The 17,721-nt window shown below is 44.1% G+C and carries 19 protein-coding genes and 1 pseudogene; 2 read left to right on the top strand and 18 right to left on the bottom strand.

Translation table 11 applies throughout. The features are described 5' to 3' along the window. Window positions 1-75: 75 nt before the first annotated feature. The 5 genes and pseudogenes from glgA to malQ form a co-directional block, all read right to left on the bottom strand. On the bottom strand, window positions 76-1,515 hold the full coding sequence (glgA, locus tag DXZ23_RS04935) for a glycogen synthase GlgA (RefSeq protein WP_021724279.1): 1,440 nt from the start codon (window positions 1,513-1,515) through the stop codon (window positions 76-78). Between the two features lie 75 nt (window positions 1,516-1,590). Continuing rightward, window positions 1,591-2,898 carry a glucose-1-phosphate adenylyltransferase gene (gene glgC, locus DXZ23_RS04930; protein WP_017807402.1) on the bottom strand — a complete coding sequence of 436 codons (1,308 nt, stop codon included), beginning with the start codon at window positions 2,896-2,898 and terminating at the stop codon, window positions 1,591-1,593. Between the two features lie 38 nt (window positions 2,899-2,936). After that, window positions 2,937-4,934, bottom strand: a complete 1,998-nt coding sequence (gene glgX, locus DXZ23_RS04925) for a glycogen debranching protein GlgX (protein ID WP_017807401.1) — start codon at window positions 4,932-4,934, stop codon at window positions 2,937-2,939. A 12-nt stretch (window positions 4,935-4,946) separates the two neighbouring features. Next, on the bottom strand, window positions 4,947-7,226 hold the full coding sequence (gene glgB, locus DXZ23_RS04920; protein WP_017807400.1) for a 1,4-alpha-glucan branching protein GlgB: 2,280 nt from the start codon (window positions 7,224-7,226) through the stop codon (window positions 4,947-4,949). 9 nt (window positions 7,227-7,235) lie between these two features. Beyond that, window positions 7,236-7,805: pseudogene (gene malQ, locus DXZ23_RS04915) on the bottom strand (4-alpha-glucanotransferase); the annotation flags it as partial. 246 nt (window positions 7,806-8,051) lie between these two features. Between malQ and DXZ23_RS04910 the strand changes: the two are divergent. Continuing rightward, on the top strand, window positions 8,052-8,330 hold the full coding sequence (locus DXZ23_RS04910) for a hypothetical protein (RefSeq protein ID WP_021723691.1): 279 nt from the start codon (window positions 8,052-8,054) through the stop codon (window positions 8,328-8,330). A 3-nt stretch (window positions 8,331-8,333) separates the two neighbouring features. Next, window positions 8,334-8,522, top strand: coding sequence for a DUF6900 domain-containing protein (locus DXZ23_RS04905; protein WP_021724007.1), 189 nt, complete (start codon window positions 8,334-8,336; stop codon window positions 8,520-8,522). 20 nt (window positions 8,523-8,542) lie between these two features. Here DXZ23_RS04905 and DXZ23_RS04900 read toward each other — a convergent pair whose 3' ends face one another. The 13 genes from DXZ23_RS04900 to DXZ23_RS04840 form a co-directional block, all read right to left on the bottom strand. Further along, window positions 8,543-9,397, bottom strand: coding sequence for a hypothetical protein (locus DXZ23_RS04900; protein ID WP_114995432.1), 855 nt, complete (start codon window positions 9,395-9,397; stop codon window positions 8,543-8,545). Window positions 9,398-9,455: 58 nt separating this feature from the next. Further along, window positions 9,456-9,566, bottom strand: coding sequence for a Com family DNA-binding transcriptional regulator (locus DXZ23_RS04895; protein ID WP_082188684.1), 111 nt, complete (start codon window positions 9,564-9,566; stop codon window positions 9,456-9,458). A 161-nt stretch (window positions 9,567-9,727) separates the two neighbouring features. Then, window positions 9,728-9,937, bottom strand: coding sequence for a cupin domain-containing protein (locus tag DXZ23_RS04890; protein WP_021724084.1), 210 nt, complete (start codon window positions 9,935-9,937; stop codon window positions 9,728-9,730). Then, a complete protein-coding gene (locus DXZ23_RS15640) occupies window positions 9,938-10,210 on the bottom strand; it encodes a hypothetical protein (RefSeq protein ID WP_035695718.1) in 273 nt (90 codons plus the stop codon). Beyond that, on the bottom strand, window positions 10,188-10,826 hold the full coding sequence (locus DXZ23_RS15635; RefSeq protein ID WP_021724083.1) for a DUF4376 domain-containing protein: 639 nt from the start codon (window positions 10,824-10,826) through the stop codon (window positions 10,188-10,190). Before DXZ23_RS15635 ends, DXZ23_RS15640 begins: the two co-directional genes overlap by 23 nt. A 5-nt stretch (window positions 10,827-10,831) precedes the next feature. Next, entirely contained in the window at window positions 10,832-12,802 is a 1,971-nt protein-coding gene (locus tag DXZ23_RS15840; RefSeq protein ID WP_021724082.1) for a tail fiber protein, read from the bottom strand. Window positions 12,803-12,838: 36 nt separating this feature from the next. Next, window positions 12,839-13,408, bottom strand: a complete 570-nt coding sequence (locus tag DXZ23_RS04870; RefSeq protein ID WP_035695712.1) for a phage tail protein — start codon at window positions 13,406-13,408, stop codon at window positions 12,839-12,841. Further along, window positions 13,401-14,513: a baseplate assembly protein gene (locus DXZ23_RS04865; RefSeq protein WP_035695710.1), complete on the bottom strand. Its 1,113-nt coding sequence runs from the start codon at window positions 14,511-14,513 to the stop codon at window positions 13,401-13,403. The genes DXZ23_RS04870 and DXZ23_RS04865 overlap by 8 nt, the downstream gene beginning before the upstream one ends. After that, window positions 14,510-14,869 carry a GPW/gp25 family protein gene (locus DXZ23_RS04860; RefSeq protein ID WP_017807485.1) on the bottom strand — a complete coding sequence of 120 codons (360 nt, stop codon included), beginning with the start codon at window positions 14,867-14,869 and terminating at the stop codon, window positions 14,510-14,512. The genes DXZ23_RS04865 and DXZ23_RS04860 overlap by 4 nt, the downstream gene beginning before the upstream one ends. A 55-nt stretch (window positions 14,870-14,924) precedes the next feature. Further along, entirely contained in the window at window positions 14,925-15,536 is a 612-nt protein-coding gene (locus DXZ23_RS04855; protein ID WP_017807484.1) for a phage baseplate assembly protein V, read from the bottom strand. Further along, window positions 15,523-16,587: a phage late control D family protein gene (locus DXZ23_RS04850; protein WP_017807483.1), complete on the bottom strand. Its 1,065-nt coding sequence runs from the start codon at window positions 16,585-16,587 to the stop codon at window positions 15,523-15,525. The genes DXZ23_RS04855 and DXZ23_RS04850 overlap by 14 nt, the downstream gene beginning before the upstream one ends. Then, window positions 16,580-16,810 (bottom strand): tail protein X, encoded by a 231-nt coding sequence (locus DXZ23_RS04845; RefSeq protein WP_026138631.1) that lies wholly within the window; start codon window positions 16,808-16,810, stop codon window positions 16,580-16,582. The genes DXZ23_RS04850 and DXZ23_RS04845 overlap by 8 nt, the downstream gene beginning before the upstream one ends. Beyond that, window positions 16,791-17,717, bottom strand: coding sequence for a phage tail protein (locus tag DXZ23_RS04840; protein ID WP_021724077.1), 927 nt, complete (start codon window positions 17,715-17,717; stop codon window positions 16,791-16,793). The genes DXZ23_RS04845 and DXZ23_RS04840 overlap by 20 nt, the downstream gene beginning before the upstream one ends. Between the last annotated feature and the right edge of the window lie 4 nt (window positions 17,718-17,721).

The following is a 17,721-nucleotide window of genomic DNA, read 5'->3' as shown; positions in this document are numbered from 1 at the left end:
AAAATAATACGGCATTATCCATTTCTAAGTTGAACCTTGCCGTATTATTTACCTCGCCTATGTTGAGCGTTTTAATCACACACCCAACAAGCGTTGATACAAGGTTTGGTAATGCTTCGCGGCAATTCGCCAGCTAAAATCTTGCTCCATTGCCACCGCTCTTACGCCTTGCCATAAACGCTGTTTTTGCCATAAGGCGAATGCGTTATTGATCGCCCAACAAAGCCCCTCTACATTGGCATCATTAAAAACGAATCCCGTGGCTCGGCGGGCTTTGATGTTTTCTGAATGGCTGTCCACCACTGTATCTGCTAATCCGCCTGTAGCACGCACGAGCGGTAATGTGCCGTATTTCAAGCCATAAAGCTGGGTTAAACCACAAGGTTCAAAGCGACTTGGCACGAAAATCACATCGCCCCCTGCGATAATGAGATGGGATAAGGCTTCATCATAGCCAATTTTCACCGCGATATTTTTAGGATAATAGGCGGCAAGTTGGCGTAACCCCTCTTCTAAATGGGCTGCTCCCGAACCTAACACCACAAGCTGACCGCCTTGTTGTACCAAAGTTTCGGCACTTTGTAGCAATAAATCCACGCCTTTCTGTTCCGTGAGGCGGGTAACCATCACAAATAATAATGTCTCTGGATTTTGCGGTAAGTTGAAATAGGCCTGTAATTTTTCTTTGTTTTTACGCTTGCCTGCCATTGCTTTTAATTTGTAATGATCTTCAATGTACTGATCCACATTCGGGTTCCAAATTTGCTCATCAACACCATTAAGAATGCCGATTAAACGCCCCTCGTGGCGTAAAGCACTTAATAAGCCTTGCAAGCCGTAACCAAATTCTGGCGTGGTAATTTCTTGGGCGTAGGTTGGGCTAACGGCAGTAACCACATTAGAATAATAAAGCCCTGATTTTAAATAGGAAATTTGTCCGTGTAGCTCTAAACCATTAATATTGAACATTTCCCAAGGTAGCCCTAACTCAAATAAATGATGATAAGAAAATACCCCTTGATAGGCGAGATTGTGAATGGTAAACACCGATTTTGCGGGGCGACCTTTCGCCGCCAAGTAGGCACTGGCTAAGCCTGCGTGCCAATCGTGGGCATGTACCACCTCTGCTTGCCACCACGCATCTAAGCCCACCGCTAACTCAGCTCCCACCCAGCCTAGCAAGGCGAAGCGTTTATAGTTATCGGCGTAATCGTTGTACCATTGATCGTGATAAGGGTTGCCCTCTCTTGAATATAAGTGCGGTGCGTCAATCAAATAAACGCCCAGCCCGTTGTATTCTCCATAACGCAGCACAATATGCCCTGCGAAATTATCAAATTCTGCCACCACAACGGTGTGAGGAATACCCGCTACAATAGCAGGATAGGCTGGTAATACAACACGGCTATCAATGCCAATTTGCTGTTGTGCGAAAGGTAATGCCCCCATTACATCTGCTAATCCGCCTGTTTTCAGTAAGGGATAAAGCTCCGAACAAACGTGTAAAACTCTCATTATTTTTTTATCCTTAAAACACAGAAATACGGTGAAAATTTCGCAAAATTTCACCGCACTTCTCTTTACGTTGTATTAATCTAAATGCGCTTCAAACGCAACTGTTTCACCATTTAACTTCTTTAACATTGATGCAGTAACTAGCACTACACCACTGCTACTTACTCTAAAGCGTTTGCTATCAAGTTCTAAATCAACACCAATTTGCATTCCGTCAGGAATCACCGAATGGCGATCCACAATACAACGTTTGAGTATGCAATTTTTGCCAATGGTAACTTGTGGCAACACCACACTATGATCGACGAGCGATCCCTCTTGCACTGTAACACGATCAAACAGCACCGAATAGCTAATGGACGCATCGGTAATCACACAGCCCCCCGAAATCAAGCAGTTATCGACGGGCTTAATGTCCGATTTGCTATAAAAGAATTTTGATGGATAAGTTTGCGTTGGGTTACCGCGAATCGGCCAGCGTTGATCGTAAATATCCAACTGCGGATTTTCTGACACTAAATCAATGTTAGATTGCCAGAAGCTATCCAATGTTCCCACATCACGCCAATAGATTTCGCCATCGGTGTTACGTCCCATACAAGAACGGCTAAATGGGTGGGCGTACAATGTGCCTTCTTCAAGGCATTTCGGTAAGATGTCTTTACCAAAATCGTGGGAGGTGTAAGGGGTGTTCACTTCACGCTCTAAAATATCGTAAAGATAATCGGCGTTAAATACATAAATTCCCATCGAAGCTAAGGATACGTTAGGTTTGCCTGCCATTGCTGGGGGATCTTTCGGTTTTTCCACAAAGGCTTTTACTTTAAGATTTTCGTCCACTGCCATTACACCAAATTCGCAGGCTTTTTCTCGCTCTACTTCAATACAACCCACCGTACATTTGGCATTGCTAGAAACGTGATCGAGCAACATTTGGCTGTAATCTTGTTTGTAGATGTGATCACCTGCCAAAATCAGAATGTATTTCGGGCAGTAATGATCGCGAATAATCGCCATATTTTGATACACTGCGTCCGCTGTGCCACGATACCAAGTGGAATCATCAATTTGCTGACGCGCTGGGAGCATATCAATGAACTCACCCCGCTCTTGCGGTAAAAATGACCAGCCTTTTTGCAAATGGCGTAGCAGTGAGTGTGCGGCATATTGAGTAACTACGCCAATCTTATTAAGCCCTGAATTAAGACAATTTGATAGGGCAAAATCAATAATTCGTCTGTTGCCACCAAAATATAACGCAGGTTTTGCCCGTTTATCTGTTAGCTCATAAAGCCGTGAACCACGCCCACCCGCAAGAATTAACACCAAGGTATCTTTCACAAGATCATATTTATTGGGTGATTTTGAAATACTGTTGCTCATTGCATTTTCCTCGCATTAATTTATTGATTGCTCAATAGTCATTTCCTTTTTTTCGTGCAACATACGAATGCGAGATCATTTACAGCCCATCGATTTCCTTGCATTTGTACTGACGCACCACAATATACAACTTCCCATTTCCCTTCAGGCAACAAGAATGTTTGTAATTCTGCTTTTGCATTGATTAAAAGTAACCAGTTTTCATCTAACTGGATTTGCATTGCTTTGCTGTGCGGATTATGCCAATCCGCCACGGTCATTCTTTCCCCTTGCACATTTCGCCATTGCACATTTTTTTCACTCCACCACTCATCGCGTTGTAAACTCGGTATCGCTTTTCTCAAGGCAATGAACTGTTTTGTGGCTTCAAATAAGTGCGGTTGAAATTTTTGCCAATTTAGCCAAGTGATTTCATTATCTTGGCAATAGGCGTTATTGTTGCCTTGTTGGCTATGTCCAAATTCATCGCCCGCTAACAGCATTGGCGTACCGTTGGCAAGCAACAAACTGCCAAGCAAACCGCAACAAGTTAAAAAGCGTTGATATTTCACGTCATCGGGAATATTTTCCACGCCCTCTATACCGTGGTTATAACTGTAATTTTCATTGCGACCATCACGATTATCTTCCCCATTCGCGAGATTATGCTTTTGGTTATAGCTGGTGAGATCGCACAGGGTAAAGCCATCGTGTGCTGTAATAAAATTCACCGAATTATGTGGCTTGCGATCGCCATTTTGATAAATGTCGCTTGATCCTGCGAAACGTTGAGCAAAACCACCCAGCTCCCCACTTTTCCATAACCAAAAACGACACAGATCATCACGAAAGCGATCGTTCCATTCGGCAAAATAAGGCGGGAAATTTCCCACTTGATAGCCCCTCTCGCCAATGTCCCAAGGTTCTGCAATAAATTTACAGTGTTGTAAACGTGGCTCTTGTGCAATTTCTATAAACAGCCGTGCTTGCGGGTTAAAGTCTGGGGTTTCTCTGCCTAACACTGTGGCGAGATCAAAACGGAAACCGTCAATATGGCATTCTTCCACCCAATAACGCAAACAATCAATGATCCAACGGCGTGTAATGTCATTGGCTAAATTGAGCGTGTTGCCGCAGCCTGTGGCATTGAGATATTCCCCCTGTGCGTTTTGCCAATAATACGTCCGATCATCAATTCCCCGTTGGCTAAAGGTTGGGAACGTTTTTTCTGATTCTACGCTATGGTTAAACACCACATCTAAAATCACCTCAATGCCCGCTTGGTGCAAGGTTTTCACCATTGTTTTAAATTCACTTAACGGTGTCGTTCCCGCCTGCCCTGACCAATAGTCCGATTCCACCGCAAACATTGCCAATGGGCTGTATCCCCAATAATTGGTTAAGCCTTTTTCCTGTAAGTGCGGTTCGTTTAAATGATAATTTATGGGTAAAATTTCCACCGCACTTATGCCAAGTGCTTTTAAATAGGCAATCATTGTGGGGTGAGCCAGCCCCGCATAAGTGCCTCGAATGGCTTCGGGTAAGTCTTGGCGAAGCTGGGTGAAACCTTTGATGTGCAATTCATAAATCAAGGTTTCCGCCCAAGGGGTAGCAAGTGGTTTATCCCCTTGCCAATCAAAATGTTCATCAACTAACACCGCTTTCGGGGCGAGGCTGGCGTTATCTCGACTATCGCTTAACAAAAACCATTCACGCTTTTCCGCACTGCTTAAATCTGGCTTACCGATCACCGCTTTAGCATAAGGATCGAGCATTAATTTTTGCGGATTACACAATGTCCCCGCTTTGCCCTCAAGCCGAAAGCCGTATTCTGTGCCATAGGGCAGATCGCCTACCCACAAATGCCAAATATCCCCCGTTTGATACATTTCTAAAGGTAACTCTTGCCCATCAAAAAATAAGCATAATCTGACATTTTCCGCATAGGCAGAAAAAATCGCGAAGTTCCACCCCGCCTCGCCTTGATGACTTCCCGTCTGCGGGCGACTAAAGGTGCTTCCTAAGGGATAAGGTTTGCCGATTGCCGTGTTAATCATTGCTTATCTTGCCTATTTTCTTTTATTTGTTCTCTGCCCTTTGGCAGCTTTAACCCCTTTGCCTTTTGTGCTTTGAGGCTTGTGCGTTTTTTCCGCTTTTGCGGGTTTCTTCCATTTCAAATACAAGGTTGCCAGTGGCGGAATGGTGATGGAAATAGATTGGGCTTTATCGTGGCTCGCGATAGCTTCGCTGACCACCACGCCTTGATTGCCTAAATTTGAGCCTTGATAGAAGGCCGAATCAGAATTAAGAATTTCTTCATACTCCCCTGCTTCGTTCACGCCAAAACGATAATTATAGCGAGGCACTGGGGTGAAATTGCTTACCACAATAAGGCGTTCGCCCCCACGGCTACAACGTTCAAACACAAAGACGGAGTTTTGATAGTCGTCCACCACCAGCCAATTAAAGCCTGCGGGGTCATAATCCAACTCGTATAAAGCGGGGTACGTTTGATAAGTGCGGTTCAAATCTTGCACAAATTTTTGTACGCCGTTATGCCAACCGCCACCGATATTTTCATCGAACAAGAACCAATCAAGGCTTTCTTGATAGTTCCATTCTCGCCCCTGAGCAAATTCATTGCCCATAAAGAGCAATTTTTTACCCGGATAGCCCCACATATAGCCGTAATACGCCCGTAGGTTGGCAAATTTTTGCCACGCATCACCGGGCATTTTGCCGATAAGTGAGCCTTTGCCGTGTACCACTTCATCGTGCGAAAGAGGAAGCACGAAATTTTCGCTGTATTGATACATCATTCCAAAGGTCATTTGGCTATGGTGATGTTGGCGATAAATGGGATCTTTTTGCATATAGGATAGCGTGTCGTTCATCCACCCCATATTCCATTTGAAGTGGAAACCTAGCCCGCCATCTTGCGGTGGGTGCGTAACGCCCGCAAAAGAAGTGGATTCTTCTGCAATGGTGATCGCCCCCGCATTTTCTGTTCCCAATACATAATTGGTGTGTTTTAAAAATTCGATCGCCTCTAAATTTTCCCGACCGCCATATTGATTTGGAATCCACTCGCCGTCTGCGCGGCTGTAATCACGGTAAATCATTGATGCCACCGCGTCCACACGCAAGCCGTCTAAACCAAAGCGTTCTAGCCAATATAACGCATTGCCAGATAAGAAGTTTTTAACTTCATAACGACCGTAGTTATAAATCAACGTGTTCCAATCTTGATGATAGCCCTCTTTCGGATCAGCATACTCATATAACGCCGTGCCATCAAAGGCAGCCAAACCGTGGGTATCACTTGGGAAATGCCCTGGAACCCAATCTAAAATCACATTAATTCCCGCCTCGTGAGCTTTCTCGATTAAACGTTTAAAGCCCTCCGCCGTGCCGAAACGGCTAGTTGGGGAATAAAGCCCGATAGGTTGATAACCCCAAGAGCCGTCAAAAGGAAATTCTGACAACGGCAAAAATTCAATATGGGTGAAACCCATTTCTTTCACATAAGGGATCAGCTCATCAGCGATTTCATCGTAATCTAACCAAAAATTGTTCGCGAGATTTCGCCGCCAAGAGCCTAAATGTACTTCATAAATGGAAATCGGCTGATCAAACTGGTTGGCTTTGCGACGTTTTTCCGTCATTTCCACCACATTCGGCAATGGGCTAATTTGCGAAGCCGTATCAGGACGAAGCTGTGAGCTAAAGGCATAAGGATCGGCTTTCAAACGGAGCTGATCGTTACAATCCAATAATTCAAATTTATACAACTGTCCTAATGCCACTTTAGGGATAAACAACTCCCAAATACCACTTGAGGAATGAAAACGCATCGGGTGGCGGCGACCGTCCCAATAGTTGAAATCCCCCACCACCGAAACCCGCTTCGCATTCGGCGCCCATAAGCGGAAATTCACGCCTGATACGCCTTCGCATTGCATAAAGTGTGTGCCTAAAATTTCATAAGGGCGTAAATGAGAACCCTCTGCTAATAGCCAATTATCCAGCTCTTGAATCATTGGGTGAAAACGGTACGGATCTTCTACAATCTGTGGTTCATTGCCCCAATAGACTTCTAATTGATAAGCAAAAAAACTGTGTGTGTTTGGAATGATACCCGCAAAAAAGCCGCGTTCATCAAGGCAATCTAAGGGATAAACCTTACTTGGATTTTCTTTATCCAGCACCTTAACCTGATTGGCATCAGGCAATAATACGCGAACTTCAATGCCCTTTTCTGTTTCGTGCATACCCAGCACAGAAAAGGGATCGGAATGCGTGCCGTTGAAAAAGGCATTAATGGCTTGTTGTGGAAGCAATGTATTCATATAAACCTCTTATCGCTGACGTGCTTGGTTAATTTCAGTTAAAAGTGCGGTGATATTTTCATCAGAAAAAATGTCCTCAATGGTTCGGGCTAATTTCATACGCCAATTTGGATATTCCATTGATGTGCCAGGAAGATTGAAGGAAATTTCCTGCTCAATTAAATTTTCCAGTTGAACGCCAATGAGCTTGGTTTGGCTTTCGGCTAAATAAAGGTGGATTACCCGCATTAAATTTTGGTGCATTGCCATTGTGAGGGCATCGCCCCAGTAATCGTCGGGTAAATATTGATCGCGGTGCAAGCTGTTTAATAGGGCTTGTTTATCTAATAACCGCTGATCGTATTTTTGTTTTAGCCTCTCGCCTGCCAATATGCTGAGCTGAGCAAAATGGGCTAAATCACGGCAATGCCAAAAACTCGCGAGTGAGGGAACATCGTGCGTGCCGATAGTGGCAAAAGCATTTTGTGGAAAGGTCTTTTTATCAGGATAATGCAAACCCTGTTTTTCAAAATACAACACAAAATAAGAAAAAATCTGAAATTCGTTTAATTTCCACCGCACTTCATCAGGCACAGTGCCTGAAGCCGTCCGCGAAAAATGAGAAAAGCGTCCACATAACTTGAGAAAAAAATTTCCCACGTTATGTGGATTTTTTTATGATATTTAAACGCTATTTAAACCGCTTTTAAACGATGCTGAAATAGACCTCCATACCTCCCCAGCTACATTGTTAGCCAGCCAGCTTAATTACCCGCTTATTTCCCCTTTACTCCTCGTCCCCAACGAGCAATGATGCCCCCAACATAAAACAACAGGGACATAAAAATGAAATTTAATACACGAGAATTTATTCAACACTTAACCACCAGACTTGAAAACCATCACGGCTTTAAAAATAGGGAATTTGTGCAAGGGAAACGCCGCTTTCAAGTCCGTCAAGATAGTTATCAAAATGAGCCAACAATTTATTTACTTTATATGCCACAAGGCACGCTGGTTGAACACTCTGAACATTGTCGCCAACGCGTTTCAATCGAGACTAACTTTGACATTGTCGCCCAGCAAATCGCTGACAAAATCGCAAACATTTTAAGAGGGAAATAAACAATGAAAAAACCAACTGAAAAAACCATCGCAAAAATATTAGAAACCATTGCAAAAGAGGTGGGGGATATTGAAACATTAGAAACCCGAATGAGCGACCATTTAGATTTTTATGATATGGGCGTGTGGAATATCAAACGCCTTATGCGTGCGGCTTATGAGGCAGGCTATAAGGCGGGCGTTGAAAAATAGGGGCGTTAGCCCCTTAATTTTTAGAATTTAAACACCAAATTATCCTCATAGCTAACCTGATAGTTTAACGATGTTTGAAGGACTATCCGCTCAGCTCCATCAAAGGCTTGCCAGTTATCCTTTTTCGCCTGCACCATATACGCAATAAACCGCACAAACTCTGACTTAGTGGAGCTAAAAAACACATAAGGCGGTCGTGTTCGGTCAATAAGCTGCAAGAAATCAATCAAATCAAAATAATTTGCCATTTTATAGCTGTTTTGCTTGGTGCAAAGATAAGGCGAGTCTAACACAAACAGGGCTTTAGGGTTGTCGGCAAACTTAGGCAGAAGCTGTTGAAATGGCTCGCTGACTATCTCAAGCCCATCAAGATAATCCTCTGCACTAGGATAATCAGCCAGCTTTATTCCATTCCAAAATGTCTTGCTAAATAGCTCCTCAAATGAGCTGACTTGTTGCCCACTGAAAAGCAACCAACTTGCAATGGTATTGAGGTCTTTAAACCCATTAAAATCATTGATTTTATTGATAATTTCTTGCTTTTTATTGTTATCTAATCGCTTGTTTTTTGGTACAATATCGCCAACAATTTGAAGCAGTTCAGCTCGTAAACGATTTGTATCGCTTATGTGTTTTAGTCTGTCTGCGTATCCATCAAAATCATTATAAATCACCCGTGCTTTGGGTTTTATTCGCTTTGCCACGTGGCTTAACAGTCCGCTCCCGCCGAAGGTATCTATAATCGTCCAGCCCTCACCATCATTAGGAATATTGTCATTTAAAACCTGTTTAAAGGCGTTTAAAAACAGCCGTTTTTGCCCAACGAAAGGCAGTGGTGCTTGTTTATAGTGAGTAGGATTTGTTTGATTTGCCATAATTTATCCTTAAATTATGGCGTTCTGACGCTCAAGGCGTTCGGACACTCTGAGTTGTTTAACGAGTAGGTTTAAATGTGTTTAAGGTTTTACACCGCACACATTTAATTTCTAAATATTGATTATCTTTTGTGCGTGCAAGGAGCTTTTTACAGCACTTGCACCGCATTTCTTGCAAATCTTTTTGCATAGACTTTCTCACTTTACGCGGTTTTGTTACAATCCGCCCGTCTGGTCAGACAAAGCGGTCTCGGGTCTATGCAGGTGCTATCTGCTTAGGCTGATGTGGTAGAGGTCAGAGCCTACCACATCGCCGCTTCTTCTTTTGCTCTAAACGGTTACTTCATTTTGCCCCTCCCAAATAATATCTAACTCATTTGAAATAACCTGATTATCCTCGTCTTTATGGTAAGAGCCATCGGCATTATGCCAATGCACTGCGGGCAGCTCCGAGTCTGTTTGCTCAACCACTAATAGCTTGCCAAATGGGCTTTCATAAACAATTTCAGCGTAATTGCCGTTTCTTAATGTTACTTTCATTTAGATCACCTCTGAAAAATCTGTAGGATATTGCCGCCGTTTCACCTCGCTTTCATAGGCGGTTTTGCAATGGTCTTTGTCGAAAAACAGCCCATTCACCAGCCGAAACCAAAACCGCCAGCGGGCTTTGGGCTTGCTCTCTAACACGGCTCGGCGGTAACAACGGCTGGAAAAGGTTTCATCTGCCCCACCGCCCGTTAAGGCGTTGCAAAGTTGGTCGAGGGCAATCAAAACGTGATAGCCCCACGTTTTAAATGGATTTTTCTTGCTCATTTTGGTATTCCTCATAGGTTTGCGACCAGCCGATTGACCAGTCATACTCAAGCGGATTTTCCGCTTGTTCTAACAAAATCTTGTGCATATAGGCGTTTTCAAACATTTTTTCTTTGAGCGTTTTCGCCGCGTTCCACACCGCTTTGAATTTGTCAAAATCCAGTGGCTCTGCGGTGTTATCCGCACAAATCAGGGTGAAAATACGCGGCTCGCCGTTTTCTTCCGTTTTGCCGTTTAAGTCAAAATCCGCTTTGATTTCAACCAAGGTGGCACGCCCTTTTTCATCTGTATCCACCCATTTGCCGATTTCTGGCACATACACGCCGCCGTTTACGCACGCATCGCGTTTGGTGTTGATTTGTGTTCGGATTTGTTGGCGTTGTTGGGTGAGTAGCTCGGCTTGTTTGTCCTCATCAATTACCCATTCTGAGCCTTGCAATCTGTGATAAGGACTAGGCTGTGGATCAACGAGTATCGGATAGCCTTGCTCATTAGCTATAATTTGTTTGCCTTGCGATTGCCCTTCAAGCAAAGTGCGGTAGGTTTCGTCACTTATTTCCACCGCCCCTTCAGGAGCTTGTGCTAAATCTAAATAAAATCCTGCTCTGTAGTACATTGTCATTATTTCCATCTCCCGATTGCCAAAAACTGGATTCTAACATCGCCTTGATTATGGCCACCGTGCTCATACTCGTGATAATAACAAGTTGCATTATTAGATTTTGTTAATATATTTACACCTGCATTGTGAGAACCTCTGATAGAAGTTGTTACCTTTGAAAAAATTAATGGTGTATCAACAAAAGCTATAGCCCAGTTAAATGATTTCTCAAACCATTCGTACAAGTCGTTCTGATTGATTACATAAGTTTGTATCATTGTCCCATCGGGATATTTCCTAACCTCGAAATTGCCAATTTTTTGATAAGTGATGAGACTTTGGATTTTCTCGTCGACCCAACCCCGATACGCTACAACCTCATTTTTAGTAAGCTGCGGAAATGCTAAATAGCGTTGCTCGCCACTTGCAGAGCAATAGATATAATTAAATCTTGGGTCGGTTGCTGAGGCAGGATTGACTTCCCACTGCCAATAACCACCATCGGGTAGGATGGCACGGATGCGCCCCCAGGCGTTACTTTTAATCTCTACTCGTCCACTGGCAAAATAATTAACAGCCGATAAACTTGCGTTACCTGCGTCGCCTGTTTTTTTGTAAGTGCTGTCAGACTGAAAATGAAAGGTGTTGCTGTTGTCATCGTGCCAAATACCATCAATATTCTTGCTATTGATAAAATGTGTTGTATCTGCGCTAAATCCCAGCATGTTATTATTAAGGTTAATGTCACCTCTAAATATCCCTCCTAACTCGGTCATAATCTGTTTTTGTCCGAGATAAGTGCCATTTGCGTCAAATGCCGTGGTAAATATATCCCAAGCCTGATTGCCGTTATAACTACCATAACTAAAACCAATCCCTCTTGCGTGGGCATTGGTGGTGTAGGATGGGTGTGTGATGTGCATCATCAAACTGGCAAGCGGCAGGTTGTTAAGTTTATCGCCGTTTGGTCGGTAAAAACCGCTGTAGGCATAACCCTCTGCCTTGGTGTAATCAATGGTCTTTTGGCGTATCTCACTCTTATCATCAGCACTCATTACCCAATTTGTCCAATTGCCGCCGACCTTACGACGGTTGAAAACTTGGCGCGAATGAAACGTGGTAAAGCGCTGAAAATACCCGTTACCAAAGACTTCTAATGCCCCATCACCTCTTTCTACGGGGTAATTTTTGGCTAGTGTTGCTTTAGAAGTACCAACAATATAATAATTGCCGTCTGTGGTTATCTCATCAAGATTTTGGTCATCACCGATGGGGGTAGTTAAATTATCAAGTCTCACCCAGCCATCAGCCCAGTTATTGTTTGACTTATAGCGCTTATATATCCTGCCGTTAGCTGCAAAATAAACTTGCTCTGCGTTTGATAAGACAAGCAGAACACCAGCTACCTTCTCGGGATAATTGTTATCTGTCGTGTTGCGGTATGTTGTATTGTTATAGATACCTTTGACCGTGATGTCATTGAGATTGTCGCTTGCAGTTAAAGACCGCACCGAAAAATCGGTAATGCCATAGCCTGCAAGGGTCGCGGCTGGGGATTGTTTGCTGTTTGCTTTATTTAATGCCTCAACCGCCTTATCATAGGCTGTTTTAGCGGCCGCACTTGTCGCCACTGTGTCGGCACTTGGTGAGGTTACGGAGTTTGATTTTTTGCTGTTGGGGATATAATTCCCTAGATTGCGAGTGAGCGCGTCAATTAACCCCTTGAGCTTTTTAACTACTTTAGGGGTGGCCGCTTCAGTTTCGCTCTCGCTATTATCACTGCTATTTAATTGCACCGTCCCTGTTTGCGCTGTGGTTGCTGACCGCTCAACATAGCGTCTTTCCACCTCTTTTTTTAGGTATTTTGTGCGGTTAGCGAGTTGTTTAATGGGTTTATTGGTAACGCCATCTGCGCCACCGTGAACAGGATCACTTTCTTCAATTTGATAAATCCCCGTTTCCCATTTTTCTTTTTCTTCTAAATTCGCCATGTGTAATCCTTAAATGTCTTTTAAATGATGTTTAAACTATGCCGAGCCGTGGTTATATGCGCCGTTATAGGTAGCTTTGTTGTTATAACGGATAGGGGCTGCTTTATAGTCCAGCACTGCCAGCACACAACGTGCTGGAGCAAAGCTAAGTAATATCTTACGGATTTCAGCAGATTGCTCGTTGGTGATAGGTTGATTTAGCCGAATGGCATAAGCTGCCCAGCGTTCGTCTTGGGGTATGGCTGCCACACCTTGATGAGACTCGTAATTACGCGCTTTTAGCCCCTCATCAATTTCAATTTCGCCAAAACCTAACTGACGCAATACATCACGAATTGCCCAAGGGGTGCCTTTATAACGATGCAGTTTTACTGCATTGCGTACCAGTTGGCGCTTAGACTCATTATTTTCAGCGACAAAAAGCCCGTCATAACCTGTAACACTCCATTTTTCCGCCAATAGCTCAATCCATTTGTCATCAAGTAATTCCACAAGGCTGGTCATAATTTGACGCTTTTCGGTCAAATTCAATTTATTACCAAGGTCGGCAAGTGCGGTGTATTTTTCTGAACTTTCAATGATGCTTGGATACTGTAATTTAGCCATCTTGTCGCACTCCATTGACGTTTAGGGTAACTTTGGTGCAGTTAGCCCATTCGGTGGCATTTAGCACCATTTTTGCGGGTTGCTGGATTGTCACATCATAGACCCCCTCAACACGCAACACTTGCATTAGTGCGGAGGGGACGACATCCATCCCCAGCTTTTTAGTGCGGCTTGCCAAATAATCCAGCAAGGCATCACGTGCTTTGGTTTTAACAATATCTTCACGGTAGCCCTCAAGTAGCGTGAGTTCCGCAACGATTTGATAAGTGCGGATGATTGGGTCTTTAACGCTCACCACATCACACAGCGGACGGCGATGCTCTGGGCTTAAATAATCTTGGATAGCTTGTTTTAAGCGTCTATCAGGCACGCCTGTAACAGTAAGTGGGTAAATATTTACCTTGCCACCGCCACCATTAATCACTTGCACGTCCACAATCTCTTGCGATACGGCTCTAGTGTGGTATTGATAAGCAGCAATAGAGCCACAGGTATTAAACGCTTCAGGGGCTTGCAAAATGCGCTCGCGATAAGCCTCATCATCTTCTTCTGCAATGCCGCCACTGGTGACATCAATATTGCTAACCGTAATGGTTTTGTCAGTATTTAAAGGGCGTTTTAATTGCTTCACACGCCCAATTTCCCAACCATTGCCAATAGAGCCTGTTTTATTAGCTTCCGCTTCAATTTCCACATAGCCAATGAGTGGCGTAATAACATCATCAGCCAGCGTAACAAAGCTCAATTCAGGAGTGACCATTACTTCAGTGCCTTTCGGCACTAAAATACTGCTATGCTCGCCCTCTACACTAAAACGCAACACACAGCGTGCGGCTTTATCACGCAGACGGTAACAGCCAAAAGGTTCACCGCATAAATCCAATGCTAGTCCCACCGCAAATTGCGGAAAGGTTTGCAAAAAGGCTTCATTGATACCTTTTCGCACCAACAATTCGCGGTAGGCATAGGTTTGGATAATAGAGCGTTCAATATGCGCAGGCTGTAGCGTTTTGCCTGTACGCTGCTCATAATCTGCAATGGCATCACTTAAAATTTGTTTTACGTCTTCGTGGACAATTTTTACGTCATCTTTTAGCCAGCTCATACCTTGACCACCGTTTGATAAATTTCTCGGTACACTGCGGTTTTTAAATGCCAGTAAATCAGGCATTCAAATTGTGGTGCAGTGCCTGTTATCTCTATGCGCTCAACCTCAATGCGTGGTTCCCACTTGCTTAATGCGTGGCTAATTTCACGCACGATATTGGGGATAGCAATATCTTCGGGCTGATCTAAATAGTTAAAATGATCACTGCCAAACTGTGGGCGCAAAATATCGGTGCCTTTGATTGTGTTGAGTATATTGGCAATGCACAGATGGATATCATCAAGCCCTTGTTGAGGGGCGTTGTTATCTAATTCTGGGGCAAGTTGCCAATGTGTCGTGAGTTGTGTATTCATAGCCCTGAGAATACAGGGCTGAAAGGGAAATTGATTTTAAAGTCCTTTAAAGATTTTATTTGGCTGAGCTGGTGTCGTTACCATCACCTTGCTCAGTATGCACGTGGTTTTTAAGACTAATATCATCCGCAGTAATGTCACCACCTTTGGTTTTAAGCGTACCATTGATCACCGCTGTAGCCCCACCCTTGCCACCGTTACCTGTCATGCCTTGCATATAGGTTAATGAGCCTTCCACAAGCAAATTGCCTGTGGTTTTGGTATCAGGGCAATCAAGGGTAATAAGGCTTGGGGATTTGATTAACACCGTTCCCACCGCATCAATCACGACATCGCCTGTCGCCCTATTGTGCGAGATGGTTGTGCCGTTTTTAAATTTGAGCATAAACATCTCACCATTCGCCACAGGCACAGGGTCTTGCTGGTTATAGATTGCACCTAACACACAGCCGCCTTCACCGCGGGCATCTAATAACAACGCCACAAGCTCTCCCACATCAGGTAAACAATAAAATTGATTTCCGCCCGCATTAGGCACAGGGTAATGTAACCACGCCGTTTCTAGGTCATCAAGGGCAGGGATTTTACACCGCACTTTATGGGTGTTGATATCAACTGCGGACACAATGCCCTCTTGATAGGTGGCGGTAAAATTATGGGTTTGCATGGGTTGCCTCCATACCTAAAGTAATCAAATCATCAGGGATAAATTCAAGCATTCGTACCTCAATTTCGGTTTGATAGCCGCTAAAACGACTAAAACTATGCCTTGCGCTTTTAATCAGATATTTGCCACTAAACACGCCCAAATTACGTAACAAAATCGTATTGCCTGCCACCAGTTTCGGATTACCCCAAAGGACGATATTGCCTGCTTGCTGGTCATCATTTTGCTCCGCAAGTGCTGCATCAGCTCTGGCATCAATTTGCTCTTGGCTTTCGCCACGGGTCACAATGCGTAAGGTGTCCCCACTGGCTTCGGCAGATTGCTTGATATTTTTGCGCCGTTTTTTAGCATTTTTGCGTTGCTTGATGACCTTTTTACCATTGGCGTCATAGCCCGTAATTTCCACCGCTTTAGCGGTGTCTTTAATGCGATCACGCAATCGTAGGCTTATCACATCTCGCTCATCAAGCACCGCAACAGGAGCGGTTTGCCCTAGTTCGTCTTTATGAGTAAACACCAGCTGGTTACCCACAATTTTAAAACTGTGATGATATTCACGGGCAAGGCGAGATAAAAACTCCACATCGCGCTCTTGGTATTGGGTTACGCGCGTGATGGGGATTGGCTTAATTTGCCCCACCACCTTCAGTTTTAACCGTTCTGCCACCTGTGCCACGATTTGTGCAAGGGTGGTGTTTTCATAGGCTTTGGGTTTTAAGGTGCGGTAGTTTTTACTAATCCCACTGCTTAATGCCCGCAAGGTAATGGTTGAGGGATGTGCCTCGTATTCCACTTCGTCAATCTCAAAGCTGCCAATGTCCACTAATGGTGCGCCTTTATAGCCAATGGCTGCAATCAATTTATCTCCTTGCGTTGGGAACCACTGGCGGATCCATTTACCCTGAATATCTTCAAAGGTTACCGTCAGCTCATCGCTTTGTCCTTCAAGATAATCGGTATAACTCAGCTCAATTAAGTGCGGTTCGATTTCCGCGGAAATATTGGTTTTCTCATAAAACAACGAAAAATCATACTGGGCCACATTAGCCATTATTTCCCCTTAGCCAAGGTGGCATTGCTTCATTTTGAGTAGGTTGCACTCGTAAAACGGGGATATAAACGGTTACCCCCATGGGTAATACTTCGTAAAAACTTAAGTGTGGGTTGGCATCAATAATGCGACTATATGCCAAGGGATCACCATAATAATAGTAAGCCAAGCTATCCCAGCGTTCACCCAGTTTAGCTGTATGCTTAATCACGGTTTGCATCATCGCACTCCTCATCATTACGCAACACCACCCACGCAGTCATTTCTGCTGTCGTGGTAGCAAGGTTATCAATATGTTCAACGGCGTCAGCAAACGCATTATCGGCAGGAACAAACCAATTTTCCCAGCCTGTTGCATTGGATTGCTCAAAATGTGTTTTGCTAAGGGCAAGAGCATCATAAATCGCTTGGCCAGCCTCAACAAACTCACCAACCACACCCAAATAAGGGCGAACACTATCAAACGCACCCCGCATCCCAACAAGCTCACCAAATGCCCCCAAAGACTGATCCAACCCTGATAAGGCGTGAGGCAAATAAGCAAGGGCAGACTGTGGATCGCTTTTAAGTTGCCGCATGATGGCTACGGTATTTTTCACTTCATCAACCGCACGCTTACCTGCTTGATACAGTTGGACACCACGATTAACGGTATTTTTTACCGCACTCAGCGTATTAGTAAGATTTTGAGGTAGAATTGAACCTAAAATGCTACTGTCGCCTAGCTGTAATGCCGCACCCAATAACCCCTCATCTAATTCCCCCACATATTCAGTAAGGCTAATCGAAATCTCACGACACAACACATTACCTTGCTCATCGGTAAACAGGGTAGTTGAGCTTAAATCTGTGATCACATAATTGCCTTTGACCCCATTACGCCCCCACACAAGGGCAAGTGCCTGTTGTGCCGATTTTGCCGCACTTAATGCACGCCAACGGCTTTCCACACCGCCGATTTGATGATGTAGCCTTGCCGCAAATTGCAAGGTGGTTAGCCCATCACCTGTAGCTTGCAGTCTCGGTTTACCGCGCATTACTGCGTGTTCCGCAAAACTGGCTTGCTGGGTTTCAGAAAACTCGGTTAAATCAATCGGTTCAAATACGATGTCGCCAAGCAAACAATACATCTTT

The sequence above is a fragment of the Avibacterium paragallinarum genome (assembly GCF_900450705.1).
In the GTDB taxonomy this organism is placed as follows: domain Bacteria; phylum Pseudomonadota; class Gammaproteobacteria; order Enterobacterales; family Pasteurellaceae; genus Avibacterium; species Avibacterium paragallinarum.
This window is presented reverse-complemented; position numbering and strand designations above follow the sequence as displayed.